This is a genomic window from Algibacter miyuki, from assembly GCF_030409805.1.
GTDB lineage: Bacteria > Bacteroidota > Bacteroidia > Flavobacteriales > Flavobacteriaceae > Algibacter > Algibacter miyuki.
In genome coordinates, this window is sequence record NZ_JAUFQP010000010.1 from 298,331 (window position 1) to 316,771 (window position 18,441).

Below are 18,441 nucleotides of genomic sequence, written 5' to 3' on the forward strand. Positions count from 1 at the left end.
AAGCTATTGAAACCAGTGTTTTACTTACTTCTTTTTGTTTTCTTTTCGTTCAAAAGAGGTCCTTTATATTCATTGTATAAGTCAAATAAATACTCAATTCGAGTATTTTCGTTTGTAAATGCTTGTGGTCTATAACATAAATCAACTGCTTTATCCAACTCTAAATGTGCTTTTATTAACTTTGGTGGCATTGTTAATTGATGATACAAATCTGCTAAACTACTATCAGGAAATTCTGCTCTTACATCTAAAACCTTTTGTGCTTTTTCTTCAACTTTCTTTTTATTTTTTTCGCTTACTTCTTTTGCCCAAGGATAATTATTATAGACTACATCTTTTGAATATCTAAAACGACTTTCTAAACGACCACAAGTATATTTCACCCAAGTCATATGCATTTCAGACATTAGTACTCCAAAGTGATATAATTTTGCTTCTGGCATAATTAAATTACTATTAGTTGAAATAGTGTTCTTATCAATGAAACCTAATGGAATATATTTTCTATTTTCAGATGATACAACTGGAATTATTAGACAATTATCTGGATTGTGTGTTTCTCTAAATCTAATTGGAGAAAGATTTTGCATTCCTTTATCTGTGCTTTTTAATCTATCTAATTTCACTTGATTTATTCGTTGCATTACCATTGGCATTGTACGCAATTCACTTGGAGGGCAATCCACTAACCAAAGACAAAATCTTTTTTTATTATTTATAAATTCACTAGCTCCTATTAATTTTTTTATCCATTTTTCTGCTTTTGGTTCATTGTCTATTAAAAAAGACAAATCTTTTTCCTCAACAATTAACCCTTTACTTTTTGCATAGTAATTACCTTTTAAAATACTTGGAACATTGCAAATAGGTTTTCTGCTTTTTGTAATAAAAAGATCTTTAGCATCGACTAAATATGCATTAATATTTTTTACTGAAATTTCAGAAGGTTCTCCTTTGATATCTTCATAAGTAAATATTTTTTTGTCTTTTGTGTCAAAACTAGCAAACCCCACAATTATACAATATACAGCGGCCTTTCCTTTCGCTTCATTACTCCATTTAAAAGTAGTATGAGCAAAATGAATTTTGATACCAAATTCATTTTGTAAAGGATTCCAAAGTAAATTCGTTTGTTCCCCTTGAACTATTGAGTTAGTAGATACAAATGCCGCTTTGATTTGTGTTTTTTCAATATATTTTGCTGCCAAAATATACCAACCAGCAACATAATCTAATGTTCCTCCACCTGATTTTTTATTAAAAATCTTGACTATTTGACTACGCTGTTTTTTGTTCATTATATTGGAGCCAATAAACGGTGGGTTTCCAATAATATATGATAATTCTACTTTAGAAACCACCTCATTCCAATCAATTTCTAATGCATCATTATTTATGATCCTAGCTGCTTTTTTTAATGGTAAACGAGCAAAATATTGACCAAACTCTTCTGAAACCCGCATATTCATTTGGTGGTCAATCAACCACATGGCAACTTCTGCTATTTTTGCTGCAAATTCGTCATATTCTATACCGTAAAACTGGTCAACATCTAACCAAAGAATTGAAGAAACATCTAAAACTTGTTCTCCTTTTTTGAATAGCTCTCTTAAAATATCAATTTCTAAAAGTCTTAATTCTCTGTAAGTAATAATTAAGAAGTTTCCACTTCCACAAGCTGGGTCAAGAAATTTTAAAGTCGATAATTTATGATGAAATTCTTTAAGTTTTTTGGAATTTGATTTCACCTTTTCGAATTCATCTCTTAACTCGTCCAGAAAAAGTGGTTTTATAAGTTTAAAAATGTTTTTTTCGGAAGTATAATGTGCACCTAAATTTCTACGTTCCTCTGGGTTCATTACACTTTGGAAAAGTGAACCAAAAATTGCGGGTGATATTTTTCCCCAATCTAAACCAGATGCTTCTAATAAAATGCTACGCATTTTAGAATTGAAAGATGCTATTGGCAAAAACTCCTCGAATAACTTACCATTTACATACGGAAACTGGTTTAAATGGTCGTCTAAGTTTTTAAATCTTTTTTCTTTTGGTGTATTTAAGACTTGAAAAAACTGAGCCATTAATGCTCCTAAATCACTTCCATCCTCATTTGTTTTTTGGTCTAAAAACTCTTTAAATGTATCTTTCTCAAAAATACTTGTGTCGTCAGCAAAGAGAATAAAGAGCAAACGAACTAAGTAAACTTCTAAATGATGACCTTCATAACCAAACTCTTCGAGTTGGTCGTGAAGTTTCCCCATTAATTCAGCTGCTCTTATATTTACAGGGTCTTCTTCCTTAAATGTTCGCTTTTGATACCCGGCAATGAAGCCAAAAAGCTTTACATTTTTGTAAAGTTCTGAAACGTGAAATTCGTGTTCCGTTCTTTCATCAAGGTCAAAAAGTTTGATTTTATCAAAGTCAGAAACTAAAATATACTTAGGTAACTCGTGTTCTTTTAGTCCAGGAAAATAATCAGTAGCTTGTTCAAATGCTTTGTCTAAATTTTTTCCTTTTGATTTATGCTCAACGAGCAAAGTTCCTTTCCAAAAAAGGTCAATAAAACCTTGATTTCCACTTATTTTTTTAACTGGTTCTTCAAATGTTGCAACTCGCCTTCGTGATATTCCAAAAACATTAAAAAAATCATTCCAAAAACTATCTTTTTCAGCTCGTTCTTTTGTTTCTTCCGCCCATTCATTTGAGAACTTTAGCGCTCTATCTTTTATTTCATTCCAACTTAGTGCCATTTAGTAATTTAGTTTTTTATACTCAGTTAAGAATTCTTTATAAACATCTTCGGTACCGCCCATACTAGTTTCGAATTCTAAATATTGAAGTATTTCTTTTTCGCTTTTACCTTTTATATTTGCTTTTTTGTCTAAAATATCATTTGCTAAATCGCCAATTGGACTGTTATAAGATGAGCAATGAGTAATAAATTGTCTAAGTGTCATAGGTTCTAGTTTTAAGGAATGTCAACGGATTTGACAACTCAGTAAATATACACAAAAGTTTAGTGTAAGACAGAAGCACGCATGAAGTTTAGCTTTTATCGTATATAGTATTTCGTCTTTCGACTTCTTTCCTTATACCATGCAAATCTGGTTGAATTGTAATCCAGTTGATGTTTAATGCTTCAAGCATGTCAAATATCTCCCATAACTTATTTTGTGAAATTGTATACAACATTGGTTTTCCAATGCGTTCAGTGATAAGTCTTTTTTGATCAGGGTAGATATTTTCAAGCATCAAGTATTGATCTAGGGTTTTCATTTTTTCTTCTTTTGTGAATAATTCACCAGAATCGCACCTTCCTTTAAAATAATTAATAAATAATCCTTCTTGGGCTGCCATATTTTTATTTTGAAACCCTTGAACAAAAATTCTTTCTACGTATAAAACTTCTGAAACAATTTCAATTAAACGCTCAGGAAAAATCCAAATCCCAATTTTTTTATTCGAGTTTTTAAGGTTTTTAGGAATAGATTCAATTGCAAAAAATAGAGCTTTATAGTGATTTCTTGTAAAATCTAATAATCTGGTTTTAATACCATAATGTTGAGCTAATGCTAACTCTTTTAGTTGTTTGGAGCTAGGAAAAGTTGAAAACTCTTCAAATAACATAAGGTGTTCACTTTCTGTATTTGTATTAATTAACCTAAATGAATCATCTTCTACGTATAGACCCAAATTATTCATTCCTTCAATAAAACATTTAAAATCATGCAATTCTGATACATTATCTCCATTTCCACTTCTCAATGAGTTATAAGAGTTCTTGTTTTCAGGTTTGTTTATTTCTCTAAAACGTGTAGGTAGTAATTCCCATTCTGAATCTCGATGTCCACGAAAGAGTAATCTGTGATGTTTTCCATTAAGTCCATGAGGTAGTATATCAGATTTTTTAAAATCTAATGCTGATATAAAATCATCTATCTCGTTAAATTCATATAACCAATGAGTTTCTTTGTCGATAGGGGTTATACCACTAATAGTTATCCCTTCTGGATTAATCTTTGGTTCATACCTGATTCTAGACTCTATTGGTATATTAAATTCATGCATTTAGGTTACTGCTTTATGACATTATGCACAACGTCTCATATAAGAAACGTAGGACAGATAATAAACACTTTCGTTTCGGTTTATTACTTAGCTAAATATAAATATTTTGCTTTTATCTTTTCTACTATAAATGCCAAATTTCATATTTAGCGGACTTTGTAAAAAAACATAGAACTATGGAGTTAACACAAAAACCCTATGTTTTTTCATACATTGTTACCAGCTGGCTTTATTCTTTCGGCACGATTTCCTTAAGCACATCAGTTATTGTCGTTTTAAATTGTTCATCAGTATAGCCTAACGCTATTCCTATTGATTCAAGTCCGCTTGGTGTTTTATCAGACGTACTAACAACTAAACCATTTTCTAAAATTTGATTTCTCTCTATTTGAATTGAAAGAGATAAAATTTCAAAATCAGATAATTTTGGATAATCTTTCTTAAGGTTTTTTGCGATTGTATTGTAATTTTCAATTTCTGTTCTCATACTTTCTCTTTTTATTATGTATTTAAATCGTTATTTTTTTTATGAATGTATTTTCAGTTTTGTTATTATTTGGGGTTTTAAGTTCCCCAATCTATTCTGTCAGGATTCATTCTTATAAATTTGAATTTGTCAAAATCTTTAAACATTTTTGTTTTAGGATATCCTTTTTTTTCTTTTCTACTTGTCCAAGTCAGATGTGAAATAGCAAATTTTTCTTCATGATTATATTGTCTTATTTCAAATAAAACATCATCATTTCTTTGGTCTTGACAAAACGCTAAAAATTCTGTTGGTTTAAAATTTCCGTAAACACAGTCCATTGATTTGTCACCAATATTTAATTCGGTTGTTCCAATTAAAAAGTCGTTTGAAAATATTTTTGCTTTCACGAGAGTTTTTTGCTTGCTAGTAACGTTAAGTTTAAGTTTAAGAAACGTAGGGCAGTTGATAAGCACTATCGTTTCGATTTATTACTTAGCTAAATAAAAATATTTTACTTTTATTTTTCTCTTAAATGCCAAATTTTATATTTAGCGGACTTTGTTAATATTCAAAGAACTTTCAATTTTCACCGAACGCCCTATTTGCTATATACAGTGTTAGCGGTAGGTATTTCTCCTGTTTCGATTATGTTGAAAAATGTCTCTTTATCAATCAACTTAACTCCTTGTCTTTCTGCTTTTTCCATTTTTGAAGGTCCAGCGTTTCCACCACAACAAAGAAACATTAATCCCTTAGTTACACTTTTAGCAATATGAATATCGTTGTCATTAGCAATTTGAATTAATTCTTTTTTGTCAGCCGGAGAAAATCCAGTAAAGCAGACTTCAACTTTCTTTTTTTTAGCTTCTTGTGAGCGAAGAGAATAAACAATAGCCCAACCTTCTCTTTCTGTCATTTGTTCAAGTTGCTCGTCATCCAAGTCAGTTTTTGAACGAAGTATTCTAGATAATTTTTCCGATAAATTCATAATTATTGTTCTGAAATTATTTTATTGCTAGAGTAGGGATAGACTTAAAGTCTTTGAATGTCATTCATTGTTATGATGTGAGACTAATTACGAGGGTGTCTTCCTTTTTCAGCAATGATTATATTATTTTTTGATTTTTTTGAAACTAAAGTAACATCCATTTCTTTTGAATAAGTAACCCAAATCTCTCCATCTGTTCCTGATAAAGTTTCAAATCCAACTGTTGTAAAACTGTTTTGAATCGTAAAGATGTTTCTGCCGATTAAAGTGCTTACTTCTATTTGTTCTCCTTTTTTAGAAGTAAATGTTTCAGAGGAGCAACTTAAAATCATGATAAGTATGATAATCGCTGGTATTTTAAATAGTTTCATAATCTATGTTTTTGAAATTTAATATGTGATTTTAATTGACGCCAACGGTCTAGTGTATGATTTCGTTGCGTGGTTTAAACACTAAAGTTAGCAAATAAATCACAGATAGAAAGTCCGCGAGGCTTTTCGCAAGTAAGCAAAAAGCCAGCAATAAATTATATATGGTGTTGGCAAATCGTTATTCTACCAATCTTCTTCTTTTTTCTTTTTATTTAAAAAATCCAAATAATCTGAAACGTGATTGTTAAAATAGTTTTCAAGTGCTATTTTAATTTGTTCTCTAAATAACTTTCCATTTTTTTCATTATAAATTCTAAAGGTTTTCCCGTTTCCACCTCCTGAAAAATATAATTTCGTACTGTAAGCTGTACTTTTCATATCTATAGAAGTAATTTCAAATTTAACTTTACCTTCTTTAAATCTTAACTCAGTGTAATAAGTTGCGTTAATAAAGGTTTTACTTCCCCTTTTAGTTGTATGAACCAATAAATCTTGGGAAAATGTTTCAAATCGTAAATATTCATTTTCGATTTTCCCTTTAATTACTTTTTCAGGATTTTTGTATTTTACGTTTACGAACTGTCTACTTTTTTGATATAACTCGCTTGCTTTTTTATCTTTAACATCTAAAACAATGTAATTTTTTTCTATGTTTTCTTTGTTTTTCAATCCTTCTGGGGTTACCGTAAATTCTTGTCCAAAAAAAAGATTACTCGATAAGAATATGTATAACAATAATATTTTTTTCATATTTCCTTTTTAATTATAGATGTTGTTAAATATTTTCAATATTTTAGAATGTATTTCTTTTCCTAAAAGTTCATTGTGTATGTCTAATTTAGGAATTCCATTTTGATAAATGATGCCGTCAGATTTTTCTATTTCGTTACTAAAATTTGGATGTTCCTCTTTCAGTTTTTCTAATTTTTGACTAAATATATCAGATTTTTCTGTCAAGTTTTCTATTTCGTTTTTTATGTTTGCCAACACCTCTATAACTACAATCACATCCTTTTTTATCACGGTTATCTTTAATTATAACCTATAAACGATAGTTTTATAATAAAATCTAATCGGAGAAAAATCAATTAATAAACACCTGATGTTCGGTAAATTGAGTGATAGTAATATATGTGCCTCTTCAAATATAGAACATCACAAATTAAAAAATAGAATTAATTTTAACGTATTTACTTTCAACTTAAATACTGACTTATTTTAAAACCTATAAGTATTCAATCTAATACTTATAAGTGTTTTTTTTTATATATTTGATAGTCCTAAATATCTAAAAAGATTAGGTTATCCATTTTACGTTAAATTTTGAAATATTAATCCCAGGTGTCTAAAAGTATTGTTCCTATTAAAGTTCGTCCGCATTTAATACCATTCTTTTACAAAGAATTTAAGGCAGATACCGATGCGCACTATTTAAAAAGCAGAGTAAAAGCCTGTAAAATAGTGATCAACTCATCTTTGGGAAAAATGATACGTATAGCACTGGAGAAATGCGAGCATCCGGTAAAGCCACAAAAATTCTATATTTATTTTTCGGTGGCCAACAAAGTTTCCGATAAATCTACTGCAGAAATTTACCAAACCGTTAACGGTACCAATTCCTTTTTAAAAGTTCCAGAGCATGTGGCATCGGATATAAACGATATTTTCGAAGATCTCTTTCGTTATAGTTTTGTAACCACTGTTTACACCGCCATAAAATACGCGCCCAATTTAAAAGTAGAAAAAGTGATTTTGGATTTTATGGAGGAATACGATCTGGAAGAGCACGGCTTTAGAGTAGATTCCATGCGCAAATTATACAATAGAGAAGTTAAGGAACGTAACCCCTTATACCGTTTTCAGAGTAAAACAAGTAACAGATCCTTAAACTTTTCCAAATAATTTTCATGTCTTAAAAATTGACACGCTTTCTGTCATCTTTACAAAAAAAAGAACATGTCTATTCTTAGTAAAGTTGTAGGAGCTCCGTTTATATGTAAAGTCTATTTAGACTTCAACGGTTTTTTGACGGCTTTATCTGGAGCAGAAAATCAAAATTTCTACAATTCTAAAGGCAACCAATACACTTGGAAACCTTTGCATATTGGTTTAAAAACAGTGTCTTTTTCCGATAAGGAAAAAACAGCCTCTGCAGGATCAAGTTACGAGCAACAATTAAAAGTCACTTTTGCTAATACTGATAGCCTGCGAACCGATAGAATAGAAAAAATTAAATCGACCAAATTTGTTAGAATAGAATTATCCAACGGACAATCTATTGTTATGGGGCGAAATGATTATTTCCAAAACAAACCATTAGAAGTTACCTACGCTTCCGATGAAGTAAAAACAACCATAACTTTTAAAACGGTGTCCATCTTCCCTATTGGTTTATTAGAAATTAATGATGTCTCCAGTTTTGTAGATTTTTTAATTCCAACCATACAACCTAATAATTTAATAACAATATAAATATGTCCGTATTTCCATTAAATATATCAAGCAAAGAAGATCATCCCGATAAAATAGCCAAAGTACAAAGTGTAGATGTTAAATATTTTGAAACTGCAGAGGAGATAAATAAAAAAACTGCGGCTATACAAGAGAATCACAATGCTATTGTCGCACTATCCAAAGGCACAGGAGAAAGGTATGATTCTTTAGCAATTGCAATGGCTACAAGTCCATTACCCGAGGATAATACGCCTTTTGTTATTTCTGCAGAACCAGGAGCTAATGGACAGTATATTTTTGATAGTTCTCAAGCTGAAGGTTATTATTTAATTGAAGAGTTTATTTCTAAGGCTGCCGATGGTGACGAACTAGAAGGTAGTACTAAGTATTTTAATGGCGAACAAACTATTACGCAAATAAGAAAGGATTTTAATTTAGTATCACTATACACAAATGAAGCAACACAGTCTACAAATAACTATATAGCAAGTGGTGGTGGTTTAACAAAATCTGTAGTCGGTGACGTTGTAAATATGTTTGTCGATTCGGGTACGGGGTGGAAGTATTTTTTTTTTAACATGGATAATTATTGGTTAGCAAACCATCAATATTATGTAGTGTTTCAAGTATCTGTAAATACTTTTGACCCTGGTATAGATGGTAATTTTATGCCTACAATACAAGCTAAAACTACTACGAGCGTAACAATAGGTCTAGCCGAAGAAATGAGTAGTGTTTTAGAAGGCGAAACAGGTTATATTAAAAGCTTATTAACTTTAGATGAAACACTCCCTAATAACACTTCAAAGACTTTGCTTTGTCAATTTGCTAACTTCACAGATGGTCAAGTTGCAGATATAGATTTTGAAAATGTCTTAATTGTTGATTTAGGAGAAGTTGGTTCTGCGGATTTAATATCATACAATCAAATGGATGAGTATTTTGAGGCTTATGGTTTTCAAAAAGAATTAAAAGCTATAGATATGCCCGTTGTAGGGAAATCCTCTTCTAGTGAAACTGCTGATTCAACACTAAACGATATTCAAGGATTTGGCGATTCTTTAATGGCTCAAAATTACGTTTCTTTAATACCTGACAGGAATACATCTATAAACGGTTACGGTGGACAGAAATCTTACTATATAAGAGATAAGTTTTTAAGTTATGTTGATAAAACAAAAACTCAAATAATTTGTGTTGGGAGAAATAATTTGTTAGAATCGGGTTACATAATTAACGATATTAACACGATGGTTCAATACTTGGGCACGTCTAATTTTTTAGTTTTAACAACCCAAAATGGTGGTTATACAGGAGAGTTTAAAAGTGATACAGGTACTGGTTCTAAGTACGATGCTATTTTAGAAACTGAAAGACGACTATCAAGTATTTATCAAGACAGATTCTTTAATCAACGAAAAGCCATGATTGAAAGTTATGACTTTGGTGGGATTAAATTAACTTCCTCATTCGTTCAGCCTGCGCTTAATTCAAATGTGCAAATAGAAGTTGGTTCTGCTCATATTGGAAGCCCTAACCAGATTGCAGGCACAACATTCTTAAACACACAAAACTCAAACGACACAACTAAATGGCCGAGTTATGCAAATAAAATAACTATTGGAACCTTATACGAATATGATGTTTACGAGATTGTGAGTGTTGATTCCGACACTTTAATGACTGTAAAATTAATAGAAAACAATACATCATTCACTCCTAATGCCATAGTAGATAATCCAATAGATCCCACATCAGGTTCCACTTCAATAATGTACTTGAATATCTGTCAATTGATGGATGTGTATATGTGGGAGGGAGATGTAGTTCAATCCACTTTACGTTCGGATGGTGTACATATGTCTGCCGTTGGAAAGCAGTTATGTGCTGATTTAGTATCAAAAAAATTAAAATCTTTAGGAATATAACCCCAACCCTATGCAAACACCACTAATAACAGCCTTATTTTTAGGCATAAAAAAAAGTAAAATAGTTTTCTTCTCCTTGTACACCAACAAAGGATTCTTTTTAATACCTATAGGTGCGGTTGCTTTAGTAGTGAATTTAAAATCTGCTATTCATTTACTTATAGCGTTAATGATATTTGATTTTATAACAGGTATTGGCGCCAGTTGGAGCAACAAAAAAAAAGCTGAGAAAGCAGATCCTACTTTAGAAAAAAAGCAATTAATATCCTCCGAAAAATTAAAGTTATCGGGAGTTAAAATGCTTTTATATGGTTCTACAATTTGGCTTGCTTATAAAATTGAAGAGCTTTTTCTCATTAAAACATTCACCTTAGATTTTTCAGAAAAAGAATTAACACTAACTATTGGGGTTATTGCTTTTTGGTGTATGGTGGAATTATTTTCCATCATATTTGAAAACTTCAAAGCCATGGGTTTCGATGTTTTAAAAATAGTTTCAAAAATATTCAACACCTACAAAACCGCTAAGAAAGAAATCAAAAACATGTAAACGTTATGCTAAACAGAAAAACATTCTTCCAATTATATAGAGACCGTTTAGATAAAAACAAAAAAATATCTCAACAAGAAGTGGATGCCTTGGATTTGTTCCTGGACATGTTTGAAAGCGAAAAGGATTATTTTACCATACCACAATGGGCCTATGTGTTCGCAACTGTTTTCCACGAAACAGCATTTACATTCGAGCCGGTACGCGAAGCTTTTCATTTATCTGAAGCATGGAGAAAAAATAATTTACGGTATTACCCATGGTATGGACGCGGTTATGTGCAAACCACTTGGGAAGAAAACTATAGAAAAGACGAGGAGCGCACAGGAATACCATTTACCAAAAACCCCGATTTAGCCTTAGTGCCACGAAATGCGTTTTGTACCATGCTTTACAATATGAAACACGGTGTTTACACTGGTAAACGCTTAGATTATTACATCAATAATGATCGTAAATCTTATCTATATGCCCGCTATGTTATTAATGGAAAGGACAAACGATTTACTATTGCTTCTTATGCCGAAACCTTTGAGTTTATTTTAACTAAATCTATGTAGCATGAAAAACTTTATACAAATTACCGCCATTATCGTATTCGCTGTTTTATTTTTAAATCAGTGCAAACAAACTGCAGACTTAAAAAAATCTATTATTTCCGAAGCAGAAGTAAAAGCCGATACCATAGAATATTACAAAAACAAACTAGGTTTGGAGGTTGCCCAAAAGCAAGCCTATAAACTCGCTTCCGAAAAAACTTCGGTAGCTTTTAACGAAGCAAAAACAGAAAGCGCACAATTTGAAGCTGCAGCCGAAAACTGGAAAGATTTATACTCAGCTTTAAAAATTGAAGTGGAGTTTAAAGCCGATTCTGTAGATATTCCTTTTGATGAAAAAGTAGATTTTAATTTCTCCAGGGCGTTTTACAAAAAAAACGATCTCTATACCTTTTCGGGTGTGGTTAATCAACACGGAATTATAGTAAACACCTTGGCAAAAGCAACCATTACCCCTTTTACTGGAGAAAAAAACACAGGGTTTTTAACCCACGAATTTAGAACAGAAATAACGAGCTCCAATGCATCGATTACTATTCCATCATTCGACTCTTATAATTTTACCGGAAAACAAAAACGTTTTGGCGTTGGTGTGTCCTTTGGATTAGGGTTTTATCATAAAGGCTTCTTTGTTGGTCCGTCCATAAATTACAATCTTATACAGTTTTAGTAAATAACATGTCTTAAAAAAAAGTACCTGCTCAATTTATTTTAGCCATAAATAAATGAGTATGAAAGGTAGTAGTTTATTATCAGAAATAAGAAAAGGAGAATGGTTGCTCGATGTACATAACATTGCAGCGTATTATCCTGTTATAAACAAAATATTTTCGGGAACGCCGTTTCAATTCAATTCAGAGCCAAAATCAATTTTGTCTTTTGTGGATTCAAAAGGAAATCCTCTTAGAAAAAATTCCGAAGGGCAAACCATTGTTACTTCAGGATCTATTGCTATTGTAAAAATGCATGGCGAAGTTGTAAAAACTGGAGATTATTGTATTTATGGTGCAGACGAAATTGTAAACGCTTTAACCATTGCCGACCAAAACCCAAACGTTGCCGCTACCGTTTTTGATATAGATGGACCAGGAGGTGCTGTATCTGCTATTGGGTTATTTCAAGAATTTGCTAGAGATGTAAAAACAAAACCTATTGTTGGTTTTTGTGACTCTGCCCTATCCCTTCATTATTGGACAGCTATAGAAGTTTGCGATCATATTATGGCTGCAAACAATGTATCTGCTCGTTTTGGTTCTGTAGGTGTTGTATTAAGTTTTGCAGATAACAGAAAAGCCATGGAAGAGGAAGGCGTTGTTTTTCACGAAATATATCCAGAAGAATCTTCACATAAAAACGCAGCTTTTACAGAAGCTAGAAAAGGCGATTACAAATTAATAAGAGCCGAGTTCCTTTCCCCATTAGCAAAAATATTTCAAGCTCGAGTACGAGCGAAATTACCAAATCTTATAGAAGAGGATGGCACGCTAAAAGGAAAAACATATTTCGCCGACGAGGCTTTAAAAAGAAATATGATTCATAGCATCGGTGGGATGCAAAAAGCCATACGTATGGCTACCGTATTGAGTTCAATTAATAATTAATAAACCTTAAAAACAATGTTAAAAAAAACGTTACAGATGGCCACCTCATTGATGGTCTTTCTAAATTTAAAAGAGCTCCCGATTGCTGACGGAAAAGTCAGTTTTTCGGAGGAGCAAACCGAGAAACTGAAAGCAGAACTTTCAGAGGAAGTCTTATTACAAGCTATTGAAGCTTTTAATAAAGACATTGCCGAGAATTCTAAAGTAGAAGGTATTAGCAATGAAATTAAACAAATGTTGGCCGCCATGGAAACTCCAGAGGAAGCAGCCGCAAACAAAGCAAAAGAAAAGAATCCTGATGCTACGGAAGAAACGCCTAATGTGGACGCTCAATTAGTGGCTTTAAAAGCAAAAATGAAAGAACGTGATGAAACTATTAAAGCGTTATTGGCCGAAGCAGAAAGCGACACCCCTTTAGAGCGAATTTTAAACACACAAGCAAAAGAAATGATTAAACATAGTGCAACGCATTTATTTGCGTCCGGAAAGGACTTTGATGCTTTCGATGGGAGAAACTGGAATAAGTTAGCTGCAGGACAATCTGTAGGTGCTACAGATTGGACAGCATCCGATGGAGCAAATATTCAAAAGTTAAATGGTGATGCTGAATTATATTTTAGAGAAGATCCTAAATTTATAAAATCGCTACACCGTGACAATTTTGGTTTACCATCTGCATGGGGGAAAACATTTAATGTTGTAGATAAAATTACAACAGGTTCTATTACTACTGCAGAGATTACTCAAGGTAGAAAATTACCATGGTTACCAAAAAACAAACAATCTATTCAAGCGGAAGAAGGTAAAATTTTTCCAATTTCTATTGATATTGAATACGCTGGGCATTTATTATCACAAATTGAAGCTTCTTGGTTAGCATCGTTTAACATGGAGGGTTCACAGTATGATAAAATGACTTTTGTGCGTTTCTTATTAACCGAATTAGATAAAAAAGCTCGTTTAGAAGATAGAATTGCATCTATTAAAGGGGTTTACGTAGAAACGCCAGACGATGCAACAAAAGCAGGAAGTTATTTAAATAGACAAGATGGTTTATTAGTTCAACTTTGGAGAGCTCGTGATGTTCGTAAAATTTATAGAGCCTTTAAATTAGGCACGCCAACATCTGCTAATATCGCAGATTACATTCATAATTTAATTACTTCTTTACCTTACGAGGTTAGAACAGCTAATGGTTTAGAGCTTGGTTTATCTCCATCTCATTTAACTAGCTATAAGAATAGAATAGAGAATTTGCATGGTACTCAAAATGATTATAAAGGGAAACCAACATTTCCTAGAGATTATCCAAATATCAAATTTCAAGAAGTTTTAGATTTTGAAGGAACCGATTTTATGTATATCACAGAAACGGAAAATTTAGATATTTTAGAAAACAGACCGAAAGAAAAGAATTGGTATCGTTTTGGTTTCGATGGAAAACGTAATATTTTCATTGTAAACGATTACAAATTAGGCATTAGAATGAAACATATTGGTAATAAAGTAAAAGACGGAGATCCTGCTGAATTTAAAGTGCAGTCTGTTTGGTCTAACGATGTACCATTATTTAATGCAGATTTCTTTGCTCCTATTTACGATGATAAATCGGGCGAAATTACAGCAACGTTTAATCAGTTAAAAGTAGATGAAAACTGGGCTACAGATATTACAAAAATATCAGGTTTAGCCGAAGGTGTTATTTTAAAAATACAAGGCGATACCGCTTTAGCATCAAGTAAATATGTAAAAGATAATTCCGATTTAGATTTAGCTTCAGATTTCGATTTATCGAATGGAGGAACTTTATCGTTAATTGTTTTGGCCGATGGTACTTTAAAAGAATTAGCAAGAACAGCAGAACCTGCTTCAACTGCAGAAGAATCTGTTGTGTCTTATGATACAGCCACTTTAGATGCTGCAGATGGTAGTGAGTTTACTTACACAGGAACAGCGGCCTTAACTATTACAGAAATACTTAATGGAGTACAAGGACAGAAAGTAAAAGTGTACGGTAATGCAGCCGCTTCTCAAGATGTGACGATTAATACAATTGGAAACATTAAAGTAGCCAGTGCAGCCGTATTGAAATTAGCAACCGATTCTATAGAATTCGTTCTATTAGATGGTGTTTGGACAGAGTTTAACAGAGATATAACAGTTTAATATATTATGACAGTATTTAGAAAATCAGTACCAAAGCCTCAAGGAGGCTCTGGTACTGCTAAACCAAGAAACGGAAAACTTACCGTTATATATACGGACGATGTAATTTCAGAACCTACTAGAGATAGCAACGGCGTAAAAATGGTTGGAAACTATGTTTTAGCTCCTGGAGCAAAAATGGAAACATTGTATGCAACTCCATCTACTCAGAAATTCACTCAAGAAATTGAAGGAGAAGAGGATATGGAAGGTTTTATAAAAAAATTAGAAGCCATTCATCCTGCAGACGATTTAGCTATTAATGAATTCGTTCAAAATAACATTGGAGTTCCTGTTATTATTATTTTTGGCGAAGGTTGTGGATCTGCTGCAGGACGTGTTTTAGGTTCTGTTTGCAATCCAATGAAGTTAAAAGGATCTGCCGCTAATGATAATGAAGGCAGAAAAAACACTTTAATGTATGAGCAATCTGTAAAAGATGTGCATGTAGCCGGTTTTTATTATGGCGAAATTACACTATCCTCTAATTTTGAAGCTGCTACAGTAGATTTAGACTTAACCATAGCTAATGGAGCTGTGCAACAATTACCTGTTTTAGCAGCTACAGATACTATTTCTGTACTTTCTACAGATTTAGAAAACGGTACCATAGTTTCTTTAATTGGTGGCGGTGGTGCAGACCCTGCAGTATTAGATCCTGGTGTGCAAGGTGTAGTAAACGTTATTTTATTAAATGATACCCAATGGGTGGCATTGGATAAAGCTGTAATCAACCTCGAAGTAATAGCCGGTGGCGCAACAACGTATTTGTTAGAACGTTCCCGATCGTAAATATTTGTTTAATTAATAGTAAAAAAGCTGCTTTTGTAATGAAAGCAGCTTTTTTTTTGCATGTGCAAAATAATACCCATAAGTATTAATTCTAAAACTTATATGTATATTTGTTTGTGCAAATACTTCATGTCTTAAAAAGCCGCTAAAAACGCTTTTTCTTTACGATTAAAGCTTTAATGTACAAACCATTATATTATGAAAAACTTAGTAATACAACATTTTAAAAACCTACCAGCTTCTAAAACTAAGCAATTTAACGATGCACTGCAGTTGTTTAGAAAATGCCCAGGTAAAAATTTAGGTCAGGAACGTTTTTTTAATCAAGCCGGCTATACGCCTGCTACTTTAGAAAATCTAAATTACGATTTAAAAAAATTGGTAGGTATTACCGATGCCGATATTAGACGCGCACCTTCTAAAAAAGTGATTGTTTTAGACCCTAAAATTGAATTAACGTTAGCAGAATTAGAAAACACAGCTACTTTAGATTTTAATAAAGTTAGAGCCTTTCTATATCAAGAAAAAGTAGAATACCCAAAAATTCCAACTTTTGAAAAAGGCTTACCAGGAAACCATCAAATGAAAGCTTGGCTACAAGAAAACAACGTGGAAACTGAGGCTACTAAAAAAGATGATTTATTAGCTGCTATTCAGGTTTTTGTTGAAAAGTCTATTTATAATCTTGCTTTGGATTTTATGACTGCTCAGGAAGAATTAAACAAAGCTTTAAATTCTGAAGACAAAAAATTAACAGAAGAAGCTCAGTCTTTTGCTTTTGTTCCAAAGGCAGACACAAAAAAAGAAGACGTTTTCACTACAGCTCCAGACGATGTAAAAACACAAATAAAACTACGTGACGAGTTTCCTTTTTTAAATGAAGATAATTGCCCAGAGGAGTTTTACATATTAGTTGGAAAGAAATTCAATTACTATGATGCTTGGGTTAATGCACACGCCCATTTATTAGTGCATATTAAAGATATTAATCAAGATGCCTCACCAATTAACATGACAGACGAGGAAGTGTCGGAAATGGCTTTAAAAGCAGTCGAAAACTTTGAGGTTAACCATGCTATTTGGAAAGAATTAAACCATTACAAAGCAACTGGCGAAATTTTAGGCGCACACCCAATATTTATTGAGCGAAAACTTAAAGAATCTATTGAAGCTTTAACCGTAGAAGCTGGCACAAAACGCATTTCTAATCTTAACAATTACATACGCCGAGATAATAAGAACGCCGAAAAAGCAAAAGACGACGCAGAAAAAGACAAGTATTTGCAAAAAGTTGTAGGATGGGAAGTTGAATTAAACATGATAAAAACGAAGTTCAATTTTAGTGAATAAATTTTTTGATATAGCCCAGAGAAAGGAGGCGGAAGAAAAACAAACTTCAGAACATATAATTTCTAAATATTTGGTGTGCCATTACCAAAAAATTAAGAGTTTAAATAAAGAGCTGCAACGCTTACCGAGTTCTGAAGAGTTTTTCTTTTTACAATCGGACACCTCTTTCAATGCGTTTACATTTATCCCTTTAATAGGCGAAAAAGAAGTTATTACAGAACTGCACGCCTCCACCTACTCTATTTCCCGAAAGGTAATAGATGCTTTAATACAGTTGCATGATGAAGGTATTATTGAGCGTGTAACCTTAATGATTTCGGATTCATTAATAAAACGAAATCCGGCTACTATCGATTATTTAAACGCGCTAATATCTAGCAGAGCAAACTTTAATGTTATTTATAGTTGGGTGCATGCTAAAGTGGCCATTTGTAAAACAAAGGACCATTATTATATTATTGAAGGCTCAGGAAATTGGGCAAGTAATGCCCAATATGAGCAATATATTTTTGCCAATAGTAAAGGTGTTTACGAGTTTAGAAAAACATTGTTTACAGAAAGCAAATTGAGGAACACAAATTAAATTTATTATGAAAAAATACAAAAAAACAGGAATTATTTTAAGCTTTATAGTGATGTTTATATTGGGGGTGTTTTTTGAAAAAAAACAAGATTTAATATCTACCGAAATGCAAGCAACTCCCAAAATTTTGATCCTCAGTTTAATCTTTGTCATTCTATTGGTGTTGTGTTTTTTTGATGAAAAAGAGAAAGCATGAACCAAGAACTATCCATATTCAATTCGTTAAAACTATCTCAGGAGGAGTTTGAAACCATAGAGAATCTAGCGGCTACAAATTATGCGCCTAGCGATATTGCTTTGTATTTAGATGTGGATAAACAATTGTTTTTACAAGAATTTCACAATCCTGCAAGTTCGGTAAGACACCATTACAACAAAGGGTGTTTGGTGGCTTCGTTTGAAAAAGACAATAAAATGTTAGAAAACGCTAAAGGCGGAAATATAACAGCATACCAGGAAAGTAATAAATCGGCTGCTAAACGTGCATTCGAAAATCATAAACAAAGAATTTTAAATGAAAGTTAA

The 18,441-nt window shown here is 32.3% G+C and carries 22 protein-coding genes; 13 read left to right on the plus strand and 9 right to left on the minus strand.

Annotation, left to right across the window (positions count from 1 at the left end; translation table 11 throughout):
* Positions 1-20: 20 nt before the first annotated feature.
* The 9 genes from QWY92_RS09245 to QWY92_RS09285 form a co-directional block, all read right to left on the minus strand.
* Complete coding sequence (locus QWY92_RS09245; RefSeq protein ID WP_290270565.1) at positions 21-2,750, minus strand: class I SAM-dependent DNA methyltransferase; 2,730 nt, start codon at positions 2,748-2,750, stop codon at positions 21-23.
* A complete protein-coding gene (locus QWY92_RS09250; RefSeq protein ID WP_290270569.1) occupies positions 2,751-2,957 on the minus strand; it encodes a hypothetical protein in 207 nt (68 codons plus the stop codon).
* A gap of 88 nt (positions 2,958-3,045) precedes the next feature.
* Complete coding sequence (locus QWY92_RS09255) at positions 3,046-4,068, minus strand: FRG domain-containing protein (protein WP_290270571.1); 1,023 nt, start codon at positions 4,066-4,068, stop codon at positions 3,046-3,048.
* Positions 4,069-4,297: 229 nt separating this feature from the next.
* Positions 4,298-4,555 (minus strand): histidine kinase, encoded by a 258-nt coding sequence (locus tag QWY92_RS09260; protein WP_290270573.1) that lies wholly within the window; start codon positions 4,553-4,555, stop codon positions 4,298-4,300.
* Positions 4,556-4,632: 77 nt separating this feature from the next.
* A complete protein-coding gene (locus QWY92_RS09265) occupies positions 4,633-4,944 on the minus strand; it encodes a hypothetical protein (protein ID WP_290270575.1) in 312 nt (103 codons plus the stop codon).
* Between the two features lie 191 nt (positions 4,945-5,135).
* Complete coding sequence (locus QWY92_RS09270; RefSeq protein WP_290270577.1) at positions 5,136-5,525, minus strand: BRCT domain-containing protein; 390 nt, start codon at positions 5,523-5,525, stop codon at positions 5,136-5,138.
* 83 nt (positions 5,526-5,608) lie between these two features.
* Complete coding sequence (locus tag QWY92_RS09275) at positions 5,609-5,896, minus strand: hypothetical protein (protein ID WP_290270579.1); 288 nt, start codon at positions 5,894-5,896, stop codon at positions 5,609-5,611.
* A gap of 183 nt (positions 5,897-6,079) precedes the next feature.
* Positions 6,080-6,646: a hypothetical protein gene (locus QWY92_RS09280; RefSeq protein WP_290270581.1), complete on the minus strand. Its 567-nt coding sequence runs from the start codon at positions 6,644-6,646 to the stop codon at positions 6,080-6,082.
* A gap of 9 nt (positions 6,647-6,655) precedes the next feature.
* A complete protein-coding gene (locus tag QWY92_RS09285) occupies positions 6,656-6,919 on the minus strand; it encodes a hypothetical protein (RefSeq protein ID WP_290270583.1) in 264 nt (87 codons plus the stop codon).
* Between the two features lie 318 nt (positions 6,920-7,237).
* Between QWY92_RS09285 and QWY92_RS09290 the strand changes: the two genes are divergently transcribed.
* The 13 genes from QWY92_RS09290 (at position 7,238) to QWY92_RS09350 (ending at position 18,441) form a co-directional block, all read left to right on the plus strand.
* Positions 7,238-7,798: a hypothetical protein gene (locus tag QWY92_RS09290; protein ID WP_290270586.1), complete on the plus strand. Its 561-nt coding sequence runs from the start codon at positions 7,238-7,240 to the stop codon at positions 7,796-7,798.
* A 54-nt stretch (positions 7,799-7,852) separates the two neighbouring features.
* Entirely contained in the window at positions 7,853-8,368 is a 516-nt protein-coding gene (locus QWY92_RS09295) for a hypothetical protein (protein ID WP_290270588.1), read from the plus strand.
* Positions 8,369-8,370: 2 nt separating this feature from the next.
* On the plus strand, positions 8,371-10,278 hold the full coding sequence (locus QWY92_RS09300) for a hypothetical protein (protein WP_290270590.1): 1,908 nt from the start codon (positions 8,371-8,373) through the stop codon (positions 10,276-10,278).
* Positions 10,279-10,288: 10 nt separating this feature from the next.
* A complete protein-coding gene (locus QWY92_RS09305; RefSeq protein WP_290270593.1) occupies positions 10,289-10,828 on the plus strand; it encodes a phage holin family protein in 540 nt (179 codons plus the stop codon).
* Between the two features lie 5 nt (positions 10,829-10,833).
* A complete protein-coding gene (locus QWY92_RS09310) occupies positions 10,834-11,388 on the plus strand; it encodes a hypothetical protein (RefSeq protein WP_290270595.1) in 555 nt (184 codons plus the stop codon).
* Position 11,389: 1 nt separating this feature from the next.
* Positions 11,390-12,055 (plus strand): hypothetical protein, encoded by a 666-nt coding sequence (locus tag QWY92_RS09315; RefSeq protein ID WP_290270598.1) that lies wholly within the window; start codon positions 11,390-11,392, stop codon positions 12,053-12,055.
* Positions 12,056-12,116: 61 nt separating this feature from the next.
* Positions 12,117-12,986: a S49 family peptidase gene (locus QWY92_RS09320; protein WP_290270599.1), complete on the plus strand. Its 870-nt coding sequence runs from the start codon at positions 12,117-12,119 to the stop codon at positions 12,984-12,986.
* A 36-nt stretch (positions 12,987-13,022) separates the two neighbouring features.
* Positions 13,023-15,152, plus strand: a complete 2,130-nt coding sequence (locus QWY92_RS09325) for a hypothetical protein (protein WP_290270602.1) — start codon at positions 13,023-13,025, stop codon at positions 15,150-15,152.
* Between the two features lie 6 nt (positions 15,153-15,158).
* Positions 15,159-15,983, plus strand: coding sequence for a hypothetical protein (locus tag QWY92_RS09330; protein ID WP_290270605.1), 825 nt, complete (start codon positions 15,159-15,161; stop codon positions 15,981-15,983).
* Between the two features lie 198 nt (positions 15,984-16,181).
* On the plus strand, positions 16,182-17,333 hold the full coding sequence (locus tag QWY92_RS09335; protein ID WP_290270608.1) for a hypothetical protein: 1,152 nt from the start codon (positions 16,182-16,184) through the stop codon (positions 17,331-17,333).
* Positions 17,326-17,916, plus strand: coding sequence for a hypothetical protein (locus QWY92_RS09340; RefSeq protein WP_290270609.1), 591 nt, complete (start codon positions 17,326-17,328; stop codon positions 17,914-17,916). The genes QWY92_RS09335 and QWY92_RS09340 overlap by 8 nt, the downstream gene beginning before the upstream one ends.
* Positions 17,917-17,923: 7 nt before the next feature.
* Positions 17,924-18,112, plus strand: a complete 189-nt coding sequence (locus QWY92_RS09345) for a hypothetical protein (RefSeq protein ID WP_290270612.1) — start codon at positions 17,924-17,926, stop codon at positions 18,110-18,112.
* On the plus strand, positions 18,109-18,441 hold the full coding sequence (locus tag QWY92_RS09350) for a hypothetical protein (protein WP_290270614.1): 333 nt from the start codon (positions 18,109-18,111) through the stop codon (positions 18,439-18,441). Before QWY92_RS09345 ends, QWY92_RS09350 begins: the two co-directional genes overlap by 4 nt.

Bases quoted from the DNA above. Each gene is read 5' to 3' on its own strand.
- QWY92_RS09245 (WP_290270565.1), bottom strand. From the start codon at position 2,750: ATGGCACTAAGTTGGAATGAAATAAAAGATAGAGCGCTAAAGTTCTCA.
- QWY92_RS09275 (WP_290270579.1), bottom strand. From the start codon at position 5,896: ATGAAACTATTTAAAATACCAGCGATTATCATACTTATCATGATTTTA.
- QWY92_RS09320 (WP_290270599.1), top strand. From the start codon at position 12,117: ATGAAAGGTAGTAGTTTATTATCAGAAATAAGAAAAGGAGAATGGTTG.
- QWY92_RS09295 (WP_290270588.1), top strand. From the start codon at position 7,853: ATGTCTATTCTTAGTAAAGTTGTAGGAGCTCCGTTTATATGTAAAGTC.
- QWY92_RS09300 (WP_290270590.1), top strand. From the start codon at position 8,371: ATGTCCGTATTTCCATTAAATATATCAAGCAAAGAAGATCATCCCGAT.
- QWY92_RS09305 (WP_290270593.1), top strand. From the start codon at position 10,289: ATGCAAACACCACTAATAACAGCCTTATTTTTAGGCATAAAAAAAAGT.
- QWY92_RS09260 (WP_290270573.1), bottom strand. From the start codon at position 4,555: ATGAGAACAGAAATTGAAAATTACAATACAATCGCAAAAAACCTTAAG.
- QWY92_RS09335 (WP_290270608.1), top strand. From the start codon at position 16,182: ATGAAAAACTTAGTAATACAACATTTTAAAAACCTACCAGCTTCTAAA.
- QWY92_RS09330 (WP_290270605.1), top strand. From the start codon at position 15,159: ATGACAGTATTTAGAAAATCAGTACCAAAGCCTCAAGGAGGCTCTGGT.
- QWY92_RS09325 (WP_290270602.1), top strand. From the start codon at position 13,023: ATGGCCACCTCATTGATGGTCTTTCTAAATTTAAAAGAGCTCCCGATT.
- QWY92_RS09280 (WP_290270581.1), bottom strand. From the start codon at position 6,646: ATGAAAAAAATATTATTGTTATACATATTCTTATCGAGTAATCTTTTT.
- QWY92_RS09310 (WP_290270595.1), top strand. From the start codon at position 10,834: ATGCTAAACAGAAAAACATTCTTCCAATTATATAGAGACCGTTTAGAT.
- QWY92_RS09270 (WP_290270577.1), bottom strand. From the start codon at position 5,525: ATGAATTTATCGGAAAAATTATCTAGAATACTTCGTTCAAAAACTGAC.
- QWY92_RS09345 (WP_290270612.1), top strand. From the start codon at position 17,924: ATGAAAAAATACAAAAAAACAGGAATTATTTTAAGCTTTATAGTGATG.
- QWY92_RS09250 (WP_290270569.1), bottom strand. From the start codon at position 2,957: ATGACACTTAGACAATTTATTACTCATTGCTCATCTTATAACAGTCCA.
- QWY92_RS09255 (WP_290270571.1), bottom strand. From the start codon at position 4,068: ATGCATGAATTTAATATACCAATAGAGTCTAGAATCAGGTATGAACCA.
- QWY92_RS09315 (WP_290270598.1), top strand. From the start codon at position 11,390: ATGAAAAACTTTATACAAATTACCGCCATTATCGTATTCGCTGTTTTA.
- QWY92_RS09350 (WP_290270614.1), top strand. From the start codon at position 18,109: ATGAACCAAGAACTATCCATATTCAATTCGTTAAAACTATCTCAGGAG.